General features: G+C 72.2%; 14 protein-coding genes. 10 read left to right on the top strand and 4 right to left on the bottom strand.

Annotated elements, in window-relative coordinates; translation table 11 throughout:
• Positions 1-87 precede the first annotated feature (87 nt).
• A complete protein-coding gene (locus tag LMU33_RS06085) occupies positions 88-1539 on the top strand; it encodes a WGR domain-containing protein (protein ID WP_228618014.1) in 1452 nt (483 codons plus the stop codon).
• 133 nt (positions 1540-1672) lie between these two features.
• Here the strand turns inward: LMU33_RS06085 and LMU33_RS06080 are convergent, their stop codons facing one another.
• Both LMU33_RS06080 and LMU33_RS06075 read right to left on the bottom strand, forming a co-directional pair.
• Positions 1673-3256, bottom strand: a complete 1584-nt coding sequence (locus LMU33_RS06080; RefSeq protein ID WP_228618012.1) for a glycerol-3-phosphate dehydrogenase/oxidase — start codon at positions 3254-3256, stop codon at positions 1673-1675.
• The gene (locus LMU33_RS06075; RefSeq protein WP_228618010.1) at positions 3253-3852 is read right to left on the bottom strand and encodes a TetR/AcrR family transcriptional regulator; all 600 of its coding nucleotides are present in this window, start codon (positions 3850-3852) and stop codon (positions 3253-3255) included. Before LMU33_RS06075 ends, LMU33_RS06080 begins: the two co-directional genes overlap by 4 nt.
• Before the next feature lie 114 nt (positions 3853-3966).
• Here LMU33_RS06075 and LMU33_RS06070 point away from each other — a divergent pair, with 114 nt between their 5' ends.
• From LMU33_RS06070 to fdhD, 5 genes are all read left to right on the top strand, one after another.
• Positions 3967-5559, top strand: coding sequence for an FAD-binding oxidoreductase (locus tag LMU33_RS06070; protein ID WP_228618008.1), 1593 nt, complete (start codon positions 3967-3969; stop codon positions 5557-5559).
• Positions 5560-5622: 63 nt separating this feature from the next.
• A complete protein-coding gene (locus LMU33_RS06065) occupies positions 5623-6504 on the top strand; it encodes a diacylglycerol kinase family protein (protein ID WP_228618006.1) in 882 nt (293 codons plus the stop codon).
• Positions 6505-6635: 131 nt separating this feature from the next.
• Entirely contained in the window at positions 6636-7028 is a 393-nt protein-coding gene (locus LMU33_RS06060; protein ID WP_228618005.1) for an NUDIX hydrolase, read from the top strand.
• Between the two features lie 607 nt (positions 7029-7635).
• Positions 7636-9927, top strand: coding sequence for an FdhF/YdeP family oxidoreductase (locus LMU33_RS06055; RefSeq protein WP_228618003.1), 2292 nt, complete (start codon positions 7636-7638; stop codon positions 9925-9927).
• Between the two features lie 42 nt (positions 9928-9969).
• Positions 9970-10806: a formate dehydrogenase accessory sulfurtransferase FdhD gene (fdhD, locus tag LMU33_RS06050; protein ID WP_228618001.1), complete on the top strand. Its 837-nt coding sequence runs from the start codon at positions 9970-9972 to the stop codon at positions 10804-10806.
• A gap of 126 nt (positions 10807-10932) precedes the next feature.
• On the opposite strand, the gene LMU33_RS06045 is transcribed toward fdhD, so the two are convergent.
• The gene (locus LMU33_RS06045) at positions 10933-11859 is read right to left on the bottom strand and encodes a LysR family transcriptional regulator (RefSeq protein ID WP_228618000.1); all 927 of its coding nucleotides are present in this window, start codon (positions 11857-11859) and stop codon (positions 10933-10935) included.
• Between the two features lie 169 nt (positions 11860-12028).
• On the opposite strand from LMU33_RS06045, the gene LMU33_RS06040 reads away from it, so the two are divergent.
• A complete protein-coding gene (locus LMU33_RS06040) occupies positions 12029-14551 on the top strand; it encodes an ATP-dependent Clp protease ATP-binding subunit (protein WP_228617998.1) in 2523 nt (840 codons plus the stop codon).
• A gap of 35 nt (positions 14552-14586) precedes the next feature.
• On the opposite strand, the gene LMU33_RS06035 is transcribed toward LMU33_RS06040, so the two are convergent.
• Complete coding sequence (locus tag LMU33_RS06035; protein WP_228617996.1) at positions 14587-15063, bottom strand: GreA/GreB family elongation factor; 477 nt, start codon at positions 15061-15063, stop codon at positions 14587-14589.
• Positions 15064-15257: 194 nt separating this feature from the next.
• Here LMU33_RS06035 and LMU33_RS42290 point away from each other — a divergent pair, with 194 nt between their 5' ends.
• From LMU33_RS42290 to LMU33_RS06025, 3 genes are all read left to right on the top strand, one after another.
• The gene (locus LMU33_RS42290; RefSeq protein WP_468370288.1) at positions 15258-15335 is read left to right on the top strand and encodes a 50S ribosomal protein bL37; all 78 of its coding nucleotides are present in this window, start codon (positions 15258-15260) and stop codon (positions 15333-15335) included.
• A 66-nt stretch (positions 15336-15401) separates the two neighbouring features.
• Complete coding sequence (locus LMU33_RS06030; RefSeq protein ID WP_372477880.1) at positions 15402-16949, top strand: phytoene desaturase family protein; 1548 nt, start codon at positions 15402-15404, stop codon at positions 16947-16949.
• A gap of 356 nt (positions 16950-17305) precedes the next feature.
• Positions 17306-17755 (top strand): peptidoglycan-binding domain-containing protein, encoded by a 450-nt coding sequence (locus LMU33_RS06025; protein ID WP_228617993.1) that lies wholly within the window; start codon positions 17306-17308, stop codon positions 17753-17755.
• The last annotated feature ends 159 nt before the right edge of the window (positions 17756-17914 follow it).

Raw genomic sequence — 17914 nt, 5'->3', positions numbered from 1 at the left:
CCGGCCGTTGTCAGTGGTCGCCCTTACGGTTTGATCAGTGAGGACCTGCGGGAAAGGCCGCGGGTCCGTCCTGGGGAGGGGTCTGCCATGACCACGGCGTCCGCGGTGTCGACGACGTATCTGGAGCTGTCGCAGGAGGGCGGCGGCGCCCACAAGTTCTACGAAGTGACCGTCGACGGCACAGTGGTGACGGTGCGGTACGGCAGGATCGGCGCCGCCGGGCAGACCCAGACGACGACCTTCCCGACCGCCGAGAAGGCCAGGGCGGCCGCCGCCAAGAAGGTGGGGGAGAAGGTCCGCAAGGGATACGCCCCGGCAGTCCGGGGTCAGCGCGCCCCGCGCCCGGTGACCCGGCGTCAGGTCAGCTCGGCCCCGTCCACCGCGCGGGCGGTGGCGCCCGTGCTGTGGCGGTTCCGCACCGGCTCGGCCGCCTTCGGCATCCATGTCGACGACGACCACTGCTGGGTCGGCAACCAGGCGGGTGACGTCTACACCCTCGGCCACGACGGCGCCGTCCTCGCCCGGTTCGGCCTGCCGGACGGGGTGAAGTGCCTGGTCGCCGACGACTTCTGGATCTACGCGGGCTGCGACGACGGCAAGGTCTACGACCTCTCCTCCAAGCTGCCGTTCGCCGCGTACGACATCGCCGCCGACGTCGACATCTTCTGGCTGGACATCCACGAGGGCATCCTGAACGTGTCGGACCGCGACGGCCGGCTCACCGTCATCGACCACGAGGACGAACACCAGTGGTCCCGCCGCAGCCAGGGCGAACACGCCTGGATGGTCCGCGCCGACGACCGCGCCGTCTACCACGGCCACCACCGGGGCGTCACGGCCTACGCGCCCGACGGCACCGGCGAGTTGTGGCACACGGCCACCAACGGCAGCGTCCTCTTCGGCTGGCAGGAGGACGCCGCCGTCTACGCGGGCACCGGACACCACGTGGTCCAGCGGCTGTCGAAGACGACCGGCGCCATCGAGGCCACATACCGTTGTGACAGCGCGGTGTACTCGTGCGCCACCTCTCCGGGCGGGCGGTTCGTCTTCGCCGGGGACGCCGCGTCCTCCGTCTACTGCTTCGACCGGGACGGCACGCGCCTGTGGAAGCTCGGCACGGGCGGCGGCTCGGCGCTGTCGATGCAGTACCGCGACGAGCGGCTGTACCTGGTGACCACCGACGGCTCGCTGGTGTGCGTCGACGCGAGCGAGACGGCCATCACCGCCGCCCAGCAGGGCACGGTGCCGGTGGCCCGGGACGTCAAGCTCGCCGCGGCCCTGCCGACCTACCAACCCGCCACCGCCGTGGCCGCGGTGGCCACCGTCGCGCAGGCTCCCGCCGGAGCCGTCGTGGTCGAGTGCGTGCAGGAGAGCGGCCGGCTCCGAGTGCACGTGGTGTCCGAGGGCTACGACACCTCCTGGAACGTCCAGTTCCCGCGGGCGATACGCCACCCGGGCGCCCGCTACGTCGTGGACGCCCTGCACCCGGCGGCCGGCGGCTTCTACCGCGTCCGCGGCGACATCCGCCGCCTGCTGTGACCCTCATCCCTGTCTCCGGGCGGCCGCCAGGATTCCGGGGCCGCACGGCCGTCGCCTCCGTGGCCGACGTCCCTGCCGGGCAAGGACATTGAGGGTGAACCTCGTGCTCCCCGGCTCGACGCGGCGTGAGCCCTCAGGGCCGTGCGCTCGCCGCCTCCGCCAGCACCTCCCGGGCCACCGAGAGCACCTCGGCGCGGTCCTCGGGCACCAGTCCGATGCGGGTACGGCGGTCCAGGAGATCCGACTCGTCCAGCGCGCCCTCGTGCCGGACCGCCCACAGCAGTTCCGCGCGGGTGACCGGGTGGCCCGGCAGGACCCGCTCGGCCAGGGCGGGGTCCTCGGCCGCGAGGGCGTGGACGGCCTGGGCCTCGGTGCCGTAGCGGCGGACCAGGCGCGCGGGTGCGGACAGGGTGCGCAGCCGGCCGGGCGCGGCGGCGCCGACCAGGGGCAGCGCGGCGGTGGGGGAGGGCGTGGCGGGAAGCCCCCGGGCGGCGGTGGCGGCGTCCACGGCGTCCTCGGCCATCCGCCGGTAGGTGGTGAGCTTGCCGCCGACGATCGTGGTGATGCCGTCGGGGGTCGTCAGCACCGCGTGCCGGCGGGAGATGTCCGAGGTGCGGGCGGGTGCGCCGTCGCGGCCGTCGTGTCCGGAGGTGTCCAGCAGGGGGCGCAGTCCGGCGAACGCGCCGACGACCTCCTCCCGGGTCACCGGCGTGTCCAGGACCGAGCCGAGCACGTCCAGCAGGAAGCCGATGTCGGTCTCGGGCACCTCAGGGACGTCCGGGATCCCGCCCTCGACCGGCTCGTCGGTGAGACCGACGTACACCCTGCCGTCGCCCTGGGGCAGGACCAGCACGAACCGGTTGGTCTCGCCGGGGATGGGGATGTGCAGGCCGGCCGGCAGGGTGCCCAGCCGCTCCGAACGCAGGACAAGATGGGTGCCGCGGGAGGGCCGGATCCGGATGCCCGCCACGAGGTCGCCCGCCCAGACCCCGGCCGCGTTGATGACCGCGCGGGCCCTGATCTCGCCCTCTTCGCCGGTGAGTTCGTCGCGGATCCGGGCGCCGGTGCCGGTCAGCTCCAGCACCCTGACCCGGGTCAGCACCCGGGCACCCCGAGCGGCGGCCGTCCTGGCGAGGGCGGTCACCAGCCGGGCGTCGTCGGTCACCTTGCCGTCCCAGGACAGCAGTCCGCCGCGCAGCCCGGCCGAGCGCACCGAGGGCGCCAGGTGCCGGGCCTCCGTCGCCGACAGCCGGCGCGGGGCGGGCAGGACCTGGCGCGGGGTCCGGGCGGCCAGCCGCAGCATGTCGCCGGCCCGGAACCCGGCCCACGCCAGGGAGGCCTGGGCCCGGGACACCAGCGGGGTCAGCGGCAGGACGAACGGCTGGGCGGCCACCAGGTGCGGGGCGGTCCGGGTCATCAGCACCCCGCGTTCGACCGCGCTCTCGTGCGCGACGTCGAACTGCGCGGAGGCCAGATAGCGCAGCCCGCCGTGGATGAGCTTCGAGCTCCAGCGCGAGGTGCCGAAGGCGAGGTCGTGGGCGTCCACCGCGATCACGTCGAGGCCGCGGGCCGCCGCGTCCAGCGCGGCTCCGGCCCCGGTGGCGCCGAGCCCGACGACGAGGACGTCGGCGACCCTGCCGTCGGCGGCCTCGGCCAGTTCGCGGCTACGGCGGTGTGCGCTGAGGGACGAGCCGGCGTCGGCCCTGGTGTGGCTCACGGCGTGAGGGTCCTCTCCAGGAGGGTGCGCAACTCGTCGAGGAAGGCTGCGGAGTCCAGCTCCGGATCGTCCTCGTCGGTCATCGTGCGCAGGGACAGGGTGAAGGACTGCACGGTCAACAGCAGGGCGCGTGCCTGCCGTTCGACATGTCCGGGGCGCACGGAGCCATCCGCGTGGCCGTCGCGCAGCCCGTCGGCCAGCAGCGCCAGCAGTGCCTCCTGGCTCGCTCCGCGCCGGTCGAGCACATAGGGGAGCAGCAGTTCCGGATCGACGTCGACGATCTTGCGGAAGAGCGGGTGCGCCCGGAAGGCCTCGACACCCGCCACCAGTCCGTCCACGATCCGGGTGCGGGTGTCCGTGCCGGAGGCGGGCTCGGGGATCGCCCGGGTGGCCACGTCGACCCACTCGCGGGTCATCAGATCGCCCACCAGGGTCCGCAGATCCGGCCAGCGCCGGTACAGCGTCATCCGTGAGACACCGGCGCGGCGCGCCACGTCGGCGAGGGTGGTGCGGCGGACCCCGACGGCCAGTACACAGTCGCGTACCGCGTCGAGCACCTGATCGTTGTCCGAACCGTTGTGACGAATAGGCGTCATGTGTCACAGTGTAACGCCCCGGGGGGGGCGGCGGAGCAGACACCGTCGCCCCGGGCACGGCCCGCCGGCCGTCGCGCGAACCGAGCACACCGACCTGTGAGGACGACCGTTCAAATGGACATGCTGTGGAACGGCTGGGGCGACCCGGCCAAGGCGGCACCGCTGCCCGACTCGGTGACCGGACTGCTGCGCGACCTGCTCGGCGTCAAGCCCCACACCGCCCCCGCCCTCACCCTCCAGGACATCGAGCTGCCCGCCACCACGGCCGCCCCCGCCGCGCTCAAGGCGCTCGCCGAGGCCGTCGGCGGCGAGGGCCACGTCCGCACCGACAGCGAGAGCCGCATCCGCCACACCCGTGGCAAGTCCACCCCCGACCTGCTGCGCATCCGCGCCGGGGACTTCGCGGACGTCCCGCAGGCCGTGGTCCTGCCCGCCTCGCACGAGGAGGTCCTGGCCGTCCTTCGCGCCTGTGCCGCGCACGGCCTCGCCGTCGTCCCCTTCGGCGGTGGCACCTCGGTCGTCGGCGGACTCGCTCCCCAGCGCACCGCGTTCATCGCCCTGGACCTGCGCCGCATGAGCGGCCTGCTCGACCTGGACCCCGTCTCGCGCACCGCCGTGCTCCAGCCCGGACTGCGCGCCCCCGAGGCCGAGGCCCTGCTCGCCGAACACGGCTTCACCCTCGGCCACTTCCCGCAGTCCTTCGAGTGGGCCACCATCGGCGGCTTCGCCGCCGCCCGCTCCAGCGGCCAGGCCTCCGCCGGGTACGGCCGCTTCGACGAGATGGTCCTCGGCCTGACCCTCGCCACGCCCGAGGGAACCATCGAGACCGGCCGCGCCCCGCGCTCCGCCGCAGGACCCGACCTGCGCCAGCTGATCCTCGGCTCGGAGGGAGCCTTCGGCGTCATCACCTCCGTCACCGTACGGATCCGCCCGCTGCCGCAGGTGCGCGTCTACGAGGGCTGGCGGTTCGCGTCCTTCGAGGAGGGCGCCGCCGCGCTGCGCAGGCTCGCCCAGGACGGACCCCGGCCGACCGTACTGCGCCTGTCCGACGAGACCGAGACCCTCATCGGCCTGGCCCAACCGGACGCCATCGGCGGCGACCTGGCGCAGAGCGCGGCAGGCTGTCTCGCCATCACCGGCTACGAGGGCACGGCCGAGGACACCGCACAGCGCCGGGAGCAGGCGGCGGCCGTCCTCACCGCCTGCGGCGGCACCCTCGTCGGCGCGGAACCGGGCGAACGCTGGGCCCACGGCCGTTTCTCGGCGCCGTACCTGCGCGACGCGCTGCTCGACGTCGGCGCCTTCGCCGAAACCCTCGAGACCGCCGCCTTCTGGTCCCGCATCCCCGACCTCTACACGGCCGTACGCACCGCCCTCACCGACACCCTCACCGAGGCCGGCACCCCGCCCCTGGTGATGTGCCACATCTCCCACGTGTACGAGAACGGCGCCTCGCTGTACTTCACGGTGGTCAGCGCCCAGGGCGAGGACCCGGTGGCCCACTGGACGCCCGCCAAACACGCGGCCAACGAGGCCGTGCTGGCGGCCGGTGGCACCATCTCCCACCACCACGGAGTCGGCACCGACCACCGCGACTGGTACATCCGCGAGGCCGGACCGCTCGGCATCTCGGCCCTGCGCGCCGTCAAGCGCCGCCTGGACCCCGAGGGCCTGCTCAACCCAGGCGTCCTGCTCCCCACCGACTGACCCGTACCCACTCACCCGCACCGACCGACCCCCACCCGATCCGCCTGCTTCGGAGGCACACCGATGCGACAGTTCACCGCCGTCGTCAACCCCACCGCGGGCGGCTCCACCGGGGCGGCGACACTGCTGCACCTGGCCCGGCTGCTGCGCGAGGCCGGGGCCGAGCTGGAGACGGAGTACAGCCACAGCCTCGCCCACGCCCAGGACCTCGCCCGCCGCGCCGGCGAGCGCGGCCGGATCGTCCTGGCCGTCGGCGGCGACGGCATCGCGGGCGGCATCGGCGGCGCACTCAGCGGCACCGGAACCGTCCTCGGCCTGGTGCCCGCCGGACGCGGCAACGACTTCGCCCGTGCCCTGGAACTCCCCGCCGACCCCGCCGCGCTCGCCGGCATCCTGCTGCACGCCGAGCCACGGCCGGTCGACACCATCGAGGTGGAGTCGGCAGTCCACCCCCGCACCGTCGTCCTGGGCAGCGTCTACGCAGGCGTGGACGCGGTGGCCAACCGGCACGCCAACCACGCCCGGCTGCTGCGCGGCTCCGCCTCCTACTACGCGGGCGGCCTGCGCGCCGTCACCACCTGGCGCGCGGCCGACTACCGCGTCACCATCGACGGCGAGGAACACACCCACCGCGGCTACACCGTCGTGGCCGCCAACTCCCCCTACTACGGCTCCGGCCGGCTCATCGCCCCCGACGCCCGCATCGACGACGGCCTGCTGGACGTCGTGATGATCCGCGAGGCACCGCGCCGGCTCTTCTTCACCCTCATGAACGAGCTGAAGACGGGAGGACATGTGCACCGCCCCGAGGTGCGCGTGCTGCGCGGCAGGGAACTGCGCATCGAGGCGAACCGGCCCGTCCCCTACGGCGCCGACGGCGAGGTCGACGCCACTCTGCCCGTCACGGTGCGGGTACGCCCCGGAGACCTGCCGGTGCTGTACTGATCCCGCTCGGCCGCGGCACAGGAATTCCCGGCCCGGACCGAGAAGTGACACGGCGTCGGTGCATGACCGGCCGACCCTGGGTAGGGGGAAGGGAACCGGGCCGAGCGCGCCGGGGGAGGGGTTGGTCGGACATGACGCTGGAGCCCGCGGAGGGAGTGGTGCAGGCGGTCGTCCTGTACGACGGACGGCTGCTGCTCGTGGCGGACGGCCACGGCTGGACACTGCCGTCCGGTACTCCCCAACAGGCCGAGCCGGCAGAGGCCACCGCGGCGCGAGCGGTCTACGAACTCACCGGATACCTCGTCGACGGCACGGAGTCCCTCGCCCCACACCACGCTCCGCAGGCAGGCGGTGCATCGGCCGACGGTGCGTCGGCGGTGGTGTGCCAACTGCTGAGCGAGTCACCGTCGGACGGGGCCGCTCTGGCACCCGAGCAGGTGCGCTGGGCGGCGATTCCCGAGACCACCGAAGTCGCACTCCCGGCAGCCGTACGCGAGTACCTCCGCGGACACACGCCCGTGTGACGGGCCTGCCGGTCAGCGGTTTGCAGGGTCCGGCGTGCGCGCCAGGAACCGCTGCCGGTCGACGATCACCCGGTCGATCTCACCGTGGCCACCAGCCGGCCCGAGCCGTCGACGCCCCGCACCGCGAACGTGAGCCGCCCGCCCGTGACGGAGACGGACCCTTGGGGTGGCGAGAAGGGGCACGTCACCGCTGCCCACCGTCACCGCGGTGTCGGCATCGGTCACCACGTGGGACATGCCATCACGCCGGCGCCGGCCGGCACATCTCCTGTTGGGACTGCCACGAGGCCGTCCGCCGGGGCCAGGCCGCACAGCACAGCCGGACCGTCGAAATTCCCAGGCCCGCGCGAGCCGGAGCGATTCCGGCCCGGTCCGCGGTCCGTGCGGTGCCGTGCCGTCGGCCGGGTGCGTCCGGGAAGCCGTCATGCGGGTCATCGTTTGGTGAGCCGTCCGACGAAGTCGAAGAGGTCCCGTTCGGCCGCCGACAGGCCCCGCCCATCTGATAACCAGCGCCTATCAGGCCATCGAAAACGCCTCTTTGACGTGCCTCCGGAAACAAGCGGATGCTGCCCCGCAGTGCCCATCGGAGAAAGAGGCGGACCGGACCATGAGCGGTATCGAGGACCCCGTCGACGATCTGTCGGTCACCCCGCCCAAGCGCTGGGCGACCGGTGTCCCGGCGGTGACGCACGCACTGGAGTACTCGCTGGGGCAGACGACCGTCCGACGCACCGCGCTGACGCTGCTGAACATCAACCAGGTCAAGGGCTTCGACTGCCCGGGCTGCGCCTGGCCCGAGCCCGCAGCGGGCAAGCGGCACCGCAACGAATACTGCGAGAACGGCGCCAAGCACATCAGCGACGAAGCCACCTCGCGCCGGGTCACCGCCGACTTCTTCCAGCAGTACTCGATCGCCGAACTGGGCGCCAGGTCGGACTACTGGCTCAACCAGCAGGGCCGCCTCACCGAACCCATGATCAAGCGGCCCGGTGCCGAGCACTACGAACCGATCGGCTGGGACGAGGCGCTCGACGTGCTCGCCGGAGAGCTCCGCCGGCTGGACTCCCCCGACGAGGCCCTGTTCTACACCTCCGGCCGGCTCAACAACGAGGCCGCCTTCCTGCTGCAGCTCTTCGCACGCGCCTACGGCACCAACAACCTGCCCGACTGCTCGAACATGTGCCACGAGTCGAGCGGTTCGGCGCTGACGGAGACCCTGGGCATCGGCAAGGGCAGTGTCTCCCTGGACGACATCCACACCGCGGACCTCGTCTTCGTCGTCGGACAGAACCCGGGCACCAACCATCCGCGGATGCTGACCGCACTGGAGGAGACCAAACGCAACGGCGGCAAGGTCATCGCCGTGAACCCGCTGCCGGAGGCCGGACTCATCCGCTTCAAGCACCCGCAGAAGGCACGCGGAGTGATCGGCCGGGGCACCGCCATCGCCGACCAGTTCCTGCAGATCCGCCCCGGCGGAGACCTCGCCCTCTTCCAGGCACTCAACCGGCTGCTGCTGGAGGCCGAGGACGAGCGCCCGGGCACCGTGCTCGACCACGCCTTCATCAGCGCCCACACCACCGGCTTCGCCGACTTCGCCGACCACGCCCGGAAGATCGCCTGGGAGGACGTCCTCGACGCGACCGGGCTCACCCGGGAGGAGATCGAGCGCGTCCACGACCGGGTGCTGGAGAGCGGAAAGATCATCGTCTGCTGGGCCATGGGCCTCACCCAGCACAAGCACGGTGTCCCCACCATCCGCGAGGTCGTCAACTTCCTGCTGCTGCGCGGCAACATCGGCCGGCCGGGCGCCGGGGTGTGCCCGGTGCGCGGCCACAGCAACGTCCAGGGCGACCGCACCATGGGCATTTGGGAGCGCATGCCCCAGACCTTCCTCGACGCCCTGGGCCGCGAGTTCGGCTTCACCCCGCCCACGCGGCACGGACTGGACTCGGTCGACGGCATCCGGGCCATGCGCGACGGCACCGCGAAGCTCTTCCTCGGCGTCGCCGGCAACTTCGTCCGGGCCAGCCCCGACAGCCATGTCACCGAGGAGGCGATGCGGCGCTGCCGGCTCACCGCGCACATCTCCACCAAGCTCAACCGCTCCCACACGGTCTGCGGCGACACCGCCCTCATCCTGCCCACCCTCGGCCGCAGCGACCGCGACATCCAGGCCTCCGGCGAGCAGTTCATCACCGTCGAGGACTCCATGAGCGAGGTGCACGCCTCCCGCGGTCGCCTGGCGCCGGCCTCCCCGCACCTGCTCAGCGAGGTCGCGATCATCAGCCGGCTGGCCCACCGCACCCTCGGCGGCACCCCGGCCATCCCCTGGGAGGAGTTCGAGGCGGACTACGGCAGCGTGCGCGACCGCATCTCCCGCGTCGTGCCCGGCTTCGAGGACTTCAACGCCCGGGTGGCCGCTCCGGGCGGGTTCCGGCTGCCCAACCCGGTCAACCGGCGTGTCTTCCGCACCTCGAGCGGCAAGGCGGTCTTCACCGTCAACGGGTTCACGATGCCGGACATCCCCGAGGGCCATCTGCTGCTGCAGACGCTGCGCTCCCACGACCAGTGGAACACCGTGCCGTATGCGATGGACGACCGCTACCGAGGCATCCACAACGCCCGCCGGGTGGTGCTCGTCAACCCCGCCGACCTGACGGCCCTCGGGTTCGCCGACCGCGACCGGGTGGACCTGGTCGCCGTCTGGCACGACGGGCTGGAGCGCCGGGCGGAGGACTTCCGCGTCGTCGCCTACCCCGCCAGCCGCGGCTCGGCGGCCTCCTACTACCCCGAGACCAACGTGCTGGTACCGCTGGACAGCGTCGCCGACATCAGCAACACCCCCACTTCGAAAGGGGTGTTGATCCGCCTGGAAGCCACGCGCGCGGCCGACTGAGACACCTGGAGCACCCAGGAGGCAGGGGAGAGGAGCAGGACCATGGGGCGAGTGACGGTTCGTCGGCGGGTACTTCGCATCCGCGACGGAGTGCCCTCCGCCCGGCCGGACACCCTGGCCGCCGAGGAACCGATGGAGATACGGGTCGGCGGGCGCCCCCTCACCGTGACCATGCGCACCCCGGGCGACGACTTCGACCTCGCGGCCGGCTTCCTCGTCGGCGAGGGCGTCGTCCACGCCGCCGACGACATGACGGGGATCCGCTACTGCGCCGGCGCCACCGCGGACGGCGGCAACACCTACAACGTGGTGGACGTCGCCCTGGCCCCGGGCGTGGCCATGCCCACCGCGTCCCTGGAACGGAACTTCTACACCACCTCCTCGTGCGGTCTGTGCGGCAAGGCCGGCCTGGACGCGGTGCGCATGGCCACGAGGTGGTCCGTGGCCGAGGACCCGCTGAGCGTGGGCCCGGAGCTGCTGGCCTCCCTGCCCGGAAAACTCCGCGCGGCACAGAAGGTGTTCGACAGCACCGGGGGCCTGCACGCGGCCGGTTTGTTCACGGCCGACGGCGAGCTGCTGTGCCTGCGCGAGGACGTGGGCCGGCACAACGCCGTGGACAAGGTCGTCGGCCATGCCCTGCGCTCAGGCCTGCTGCCGCTGCGCGGGACCCTGCTGATGGTCAGCGGCCGCGCCTCCTTCGAGCTGGTGCAGAAGGCCGTACTCGCCGGGATTCCCCTGCTGGCGGCCGTCTCCGCCCCCTCGTCGCTGGCCGTGGACCTGGCGGCCGAGAGCGGGCTGACCCTGATCGGCTTCCTGCGCGGTACGTCGATGAACCTGTACGCCGGTGCGGAGCGGCTCCAGCCGCAGCCGGTGAGCTGACGCGGGCTGATGCGGAACGGAGGGGGCCGGTGTCAGCCGCCCGGGCCGGCTGACACCGGCCGGCCGTTCCATGGCGACGGGAGGGCAGCGCACACCGCAGCCATGTCCGGGCCCGGCGCCCGTCGGCTACCGCCCCGGATCCCCCGGCACGCGCTCCAGGGCCGAGGCCACGTCGATGGCGCGCGCGATGTCCGTCAGCGCCCTCGCCATCACCGACCCCGGCTCCCGGGCGGCGATCACCAGACCCACCGGCACCGCCGCGGCGGGCTCGACCAGCGGCACTGCCCGCATCCCGTGCGGGACACCGAACACATGGAGCCAGGCGTGCGGCACGACGGCCGCCCACCGGCCCGTCCTGACGTGGGCGAACAGCGCCGCCACGGAGTCGGTCTCCAGCCGGGGCGAGGGCCGCGTCCCCGCCCGTGCGAACAGCCCGTCCAGCACCCGGCGGCCCTGCATCGCCGGGGTCAGCATGCACAGCGGCAGCCGTGCCGCCTCCGCCCAGGTGGCCGACGTAGGCCGGGCCAGACCGTCGGCGGCCGTGAGCAGCAGGACGTACCGCTCCCGGTACAGCGGAACCGTGTGGAAGCCGTCCGAGACATCCTCGCGCAGATAGGTGACCCCGGCATCGAGCTCGAAGTTCTGCAGCTGCCGCAGGATGTCCACCGACTGCATGTCCGCCGTGACCTCGACCGTGACCAGCGGGTGCGCCGCGCAGAACGGGCCGGTGAGCAGGGCGACGGCACCGGACGCGGTCGGCACCGTACCGATCCGCATCCTGCCGCTCAACCCGGTGCGCAGCGCGTCGACCTCGTCCTTGAGGGCATCACGGTCGGCGAGGATCCGCTGGGCCCATACGACGATGCGCTCTCCCTCCGGGGTGAGGCCCTCGTACTTGCGGCCGCGCCGCACCAGCGGCACGTCGAGCTCCTCCTCCAGCTTGCGCAGCGCCTCCGACAGGGCGGGCTGGGAGACGTAGCAGGCCTGGGCGGCACGGGCGAAGTGGCGCTCCCGGGAGAGGGCGACGAGGTATTCCAGCTGACGAAAGAGCACGGCACGGGTGTACCCGACACCACCCCGTAAAGCCAGTCCGGGCCCGCTCGTCCTCCGCCCGTGTCCGTGTCTTCCGTTTGCGGTGCCGTGTCGTGCGGGGTTCAGTGATTACGGACCCCGGAACAACGGCCCCGCGGTTACCGGCTTCCCCCCGCGCCCAGGAGCTGCCATGTCGATGTCGTTCGGTGCACCGCTCGGTTCGTCGGATCCCTTCAGCGAGTTGTTCAACCGATTCTTCGGGATGTCACCCTCGTCGTCGCCTCCCGCGGTGCAGCGGGTGCCCATCGGCCGGCTGCTGACGGAGTCGTCGCAGGAACTGCTCAACCTGGCCGCGCAGCGGGCGGTCGAGGACGGCACGTCCGATCTGGACACCGAGCATCTGCTGTGGGCCGCCACCAAGGTCGAACCGTCCCGGAGACTGCTCTCCCAGCTGGATGTCGACCCCGACGCGCTGGCGGCCGAGCTCGTCAAGATCCTGCCCCGGGAGGCAGGCGAGCCGTCCGCCCAACCGGGCCTCACCCCGGCGGCCAAGCGCACGCTCCGGGCCGCCTACGCACAGTCACAGGCGGCCGGTGTGTCGTACATCGGTCCCGAGCACATCCTCGGCGCCCTGCTGGGCGACAGCGACACGGGCGCTGCCAGGCTGCTGCGCGCCGAGGGCATGGACACGCGGAAACTGGCCGGTCTCACCGAGCGGGCGGCTCGCAGCGACGGTAGCCCCGCCGAACGGAAGAAGACCCCGGCGACGACTCTGGACGAGTTCGGCCGGGATCTGACGGAGGAGGCCAAGGCGGGGAAGCTGGATCCGGTGGTGGGGCGTGCGGAGGAGATCGAGCAGACGGTCGAGGTCCTCTCGCGGCGGTCGAAGAACAATCCGGTGCTCATCGGCGAGCCCGGTGTGGGCAAGACGGCGATCGTGGAGGGGCTCGCGCAGCGGATCGTGGCCGGCGAGGTGCCCGACACCCTCAAGGACAAGAGGGTCGTGGCCCTGGACCTGTCGGGGATGGTCGCGGGGGCGCAGTACCGGGGCCAGTTCGAGGAGCGGTTGAAGAAGGTCATCGAGGACGTCCAGGCCGCCAAGGGCCGGATCATCCTGTTCATCGACGAACTCCACACCGTCGTGGGTGCCGGCGCGACGGGGGAGGGGTCGATGGACGCGGGCAACATGCTCAAGCCCGCCCTCGCGCGCGGTGAACTCCATGTCGTGGGCGCCACGACGATCGACGAGTACCGCAAGTACGTGGAGAAGGACGCGGCGTTGGAGCGGCGGTTCCAGCCGGTGATGGTGCCCGAGCCGACGGTGGAGGAGACCGTGCAGATCCTGGAGGGTCTGCGGGACTCCTACGAGGCCCACCATCAGGTCCGGTTCGACGATGGCGCGTTGGCGGCCGCGGCGGAGCTCTCCGACCGCTACATCACCGACCGTTTCCTGCCCGACAAGGCGATCGATGTGATGGACCAGGCCGGTGCGCGGGTCCGGCTGCGCAGCGTGGGCCGGTCCACGGAGGTGGTCAGCTGCGAGGACCGTATCGCCCAACTCCGCCGCGAACTCGACCAGGCCGTCTCCGTGGAGGACTTCGAGAAGGCGTCGGAGCTGAAGCGGCAGATCGCCGAGGTGGAGGGCGAACGCGCAGGTATCGAGGAACGCCGCGAGGGTGTGGTGTCGGTGACGGCCTCCGACATCGCCGACGTGGTCTCCCGCCGTACGGGGATCCCGGTGTCGCAGCTGACGGCGAGCGAGAAGGAGAAGCTGCTCCGGCTCGAGGAGGAGATGCACGCCCGGATCGTCGGCCAGGACGAGGCCGTCACTGCCGTCTCGCAGGCGGTACGGCGCAATCGGGCGGGGATGGGGGATCCGAACCGGCCGGTGGGATCCTTCCTGTTCCTCGGGCCCACGGGTGTCGGCAAGACCGAACTCGCCAAGACCCTCGCGGCGTTGCTGTTCGGGGACGAGGACCGGATGATCCGGTTCGACATGAGCGAGTTCCAGGAGAAGCACACCGTCGCCCGGCTCGTGGGTGCCCCTCCGGGATACGTGGGCTATGAGGAAGCGGGTCAGCTGACGGAGAAGGTGCGCCGCCGGCCTTACAGCGTGGTGCTGTTCGACGAGGTGGAGAAGGCGCACCCGGACGTCTTCAACACCCTGCTGCAGATCCTGGACGACGGCCGGCTCACCGACGCCCAGGGCCGCACCGTCGACTTCCGGCACTGCGTGATCATCATGACGTCCAACATCGGCGCGCACCGGATCCTGGACCACAAGGGTGATGTGTCGGATCTGAAGGACGAGTTGATGGCGGACCTGCGGACCAGGTTCCTGCCGGAGTTCCTCAACCGGATCGACGACATCATCATCTTCCACGGGCTGACCGAGGAGGATCTCGGGGAGATCGTCGACCATCTGCTGGACCAGAGCAAGCGCCGCGTCCGCGCCCAGGGGATGGCGCTGGAGGTGACCGAAGCGGCGAAGAAACTGCTCATCGCGCACGGCCACCAGCCGGAGTTCGGTGCCCGGCCGCTGCGCCGCACGATCCAGGCGGAACTCGACAACCGGATCGCGACCCTGCTGCTCAGCGGCGAGGCCGAGCCGGGAGACACCATCGTCGCCGACGTCGAACACGACTCGCTCCACTGCACGGTCCGCAGGAGCAGCGAGCCTGCCGGCGAAGGGGCCGCGTCGGCGGAGAAGTGACGGCGGGAGGGCTGGGAGCGCCGCCCCCGCCCCGTTCACCCGTGCTCGGTCTGCTCCCCGATCGACACCACGACCACGCTCGACGGGCCGTCCGGCGTGACGAAGTCGACCGAGTCACCGGGACGGTGTCCGAGCAGCGCGCGGCCGAGCGGGCTGTCGGAGGTGACCAGGTTCTGGTCCAGGGCCTCGGCGACCTCGCCGATCTGGAGCATCTCCACCGAGCCGTCCGGGAAGCGGACGGTTACCGTGCTGCCCACGCCGACCACGTCCGTGGGGGCGGGACCGGCCACCTCCGCCTGGCGCAGCCGCTCGGTGATGGCCTCGATACGACGGTCCAGGCGATCGAGCTGATTGGCGCGCTGCAACTGCTCGGCCTGGTCGGCCTGGTCGCCCACATCCGTGCGGTCCTGCAGGATTCCGGCGACGAGTCGGCGCTCGTCGTGCAGGTCGGCCAGCTCCTGCTCCAGCGCGCGGCGGGCAGCGGCACTGATCGGCTCGGGGTCACCGGTCATTCCGGCTCCTCTGGTCCAGGGGAGAAACATTGACGAGTCGGGCATTTTTCGCATCGTATCAACGAGTGCCCGAGGTCGTGCCGCCCCGCGCTCGGGGTCGGCGAGGCGGCTGCGGTGGAGGCGCCAGCTGTACCGATATACGGTGTTTTGAGGTGTTTTTCTATGCCTGATTCCCGCTCCCCCAGGAGGTCTCCATGTCCTCGAAGCGACGCCGGAAGAAGAAGTCGCGGCGCAACCATCGCGCCAATCACGGCAAACGGCCCCAGTCCTGAGGACTCGGACGGACACGTACGGGCCTGAAGGGCGCCGGCGCCATCCCGGACCGGCGCCCTTCTCGTGTGCCCCGCCGGAAACACGGGGACATCGGGCCGGTGCACCGCCAGACTCGGACACATGAGACTGATGACGTCACCGCGCGCAGTGTCGGCCCCGATCGCATTGAGGCACGTCACATGACCTCCGCCGTGGTCGTCGGCGGCGGACCCAACGGCCTCGCCGCCGCTGCCCTCCTCGCCAAGGCAGGCCTGCAGGTCACGCTCCTGGAGGCCGCGGACGAGGTCGGGGGAGGCACCCGCAGCCACGAGGCGATCCGGCCGGGACTCGTGCACGACCACTGCTCGGCCGTCCATCCCATGGCCGTCAGCTCCCCGGCGCTGCGTACGCTGGGCCTCGAACGGCACGGGCTGCGCTGGCTGTTGCCGGACATCGACTGCGCGCACCCGCTGGACGACGGCAGCGCCGGCGTCCTGCTGCGTTCCGTGCCGGACACCGCTCGCATGCTCGGTCCGGACCGTGACCGGTACCGCGCACTCCTCACCACCCCGGTACGCCACTGGGACGCCCTGGCCCACGATGTGATGGGCCCCCTGGCGCGCATCCCCTCGCACCCGCTGCTGCTCGCCCGCTTCGGCCTGCCGACCACCCTCCCCGCCTCCCTCCTCGCCCGCCTCTTCACCACCGCGCGGGCACGGGCCCTGTGGGCAGGCGTCGCGGCACACGCCTTCCGTCCCCTGTCACTGCCGTTCACCTCGGCCATCGGGCTGGGCATCCTCACCGCGGGTCATGCCGCCGGCTGGGCCGTGGCCGAAGGCGGCTCACAGTCCATCGCCCGCAGCATGGAAAGCGTGCTGCGCCTGCACGGAGGCAGCGTCCACACCGGCGTGCGCGTCACCGACCACCGGCAGCTGCCGCGCGCCGACGTGACCCTCCTCGACCTCGACCCCGGCCAGGTCGTCGCCCTCTACGGCGACCGGCTCCCGGCCCGGATGCGCCGCGCCTACCGGCGGTTCCGGCGGGCCCCCGCCGTCTTCAAGCTCGACCTGGCCGTCGAAGGCGGCGTGCCCTGGACGAACGCACACGCACGCCGGGCGGGCACCGTGCACCTCGGCGGCCCGCTCGCCGAGGTGGCCGACGCGGAGCGGGCCGTGGCGGCCGGCCACATGCCGGAACGCCCCTTCGTGCTGGTCGGCCAGCAGTACCTGGCGGACCCCTCCCGTTCCGTGGGCGACATCCACCCCGTCTACACCTACGCCCATGTCCCGTACGGCTACGACGGGGACGAGACCGACGCGATACTCCGTCAGCTGGAGCGGTTCGCCCCCGGTGTCCGCGACCGCGTCGTGGGCCGCCTGGCCACCTCGCCCGCCCGGTTCGCCGCCGCCAATCCCAACTTCGCCGGCGGCGACATCATCACCGGGGCCAGTACGGTCCCTCAGCTCCTCCGGGGTCCCCGCCCGACCACCGAGCCGTACTCGACCGGCGTGCCGGGCGTGTTCCTGTGCTCGGCGGCGACCCCGCCCGGTGCCGGCGCGCACGGTATGTGCGGCGCCGGAGCCGCGGCGGCCGCACTGCGCCACCTGGGGGTGCGGGCCGCGTACCCGCGATGACTCGTCGCCGGGGCGTCCCAGCGGCCACGGCGCCTGGGCCGGGCAGACGGTCTGTTCCGGAGGCGTGCCGTGGTGCCGGGCCAGGCCCTTGCGGTCGCGGGCGAGGGTGCCGAGGACACAGGCCCCACCGTGATGGCCAACGGCGCGCCGGGCCACACGTCCCCCACCTGACGGCCGCCGTGTGACGCCCGGCGGCGGACGGAGTGCCCCTCCCGGATACCGCGCAGGTTGTACGGCGCGCCGTCCTACCGCGGCCGGTGGAGCCGGGAGTCAACTCCCGGGTTGGCGACGGCGGAAGCCCCGGCGCATACCTTGTGTGGCGTGCCGAGAGGTACTCGACCACCAGGGGGAACACCATGCGAACGAACATCCTGGCCAAGGCGCTCGTCACCGCCACGACCGCCGTGGCCCTCGCTGCCGGCAGCCTCGCCGCCGCGGGCACCGGCGTTGCCGCTCCCGCGTCGGCCCACCCGGCGGTGGCCGGCGCGGCCGTCACGCCGCAGGCGGTGAACAACCTCGGCCTGAACGCCACCCAGGCCAAGAAGGTCCAGCGCTGGCTGAAGACGTACTGGCACTACACCGGCTCCATCGACGGACAGCTCGGCCCGAACAGCTGGAAGGCCTTCCAGCGCTGCCTGAAGCAGTACTGGGGGTACACCGGCCCGATCGACGGCGTCGTCGGCAAGGGCACGGTCAAGGGCCTGCAGCGCCTGCTGAAGCAGTACTGGGGCTACACCGGCCCCATCGACGGCATCGCCGGCTCCGGCACCAAGGCCGCCTTCAAACGGTTCGCCGACGGCCACTGAGGGCCACACCGAGCCGTGTGACCCACTTGCTGCCCCCGCCCGTCCCGGTCAGGATTCCGGGGCGGGCGGAGGCCATTCACCGGGCCTCGGCCGTGCGGGGAGGGCAGGATACGAACCTGCGTGGACCCAACGGATCCGACCTCGAGCCAACGCTGACCG

The organism is Streptomyces barringtoniae, from assembly GCF_020819595.1.
In the GTDB taxonomy this organism is placed as follows: Bacteria; Actinomycetota; Actinomycetes; order Streptomycetales; family Streptomycetaceae; genus Streptomyces; species Streptomyces barringtoniae.
Note: the sequence above shows the minus strand (reverse complement) of the source record. Positions and strands in the feature narration are given on the sequence as shown.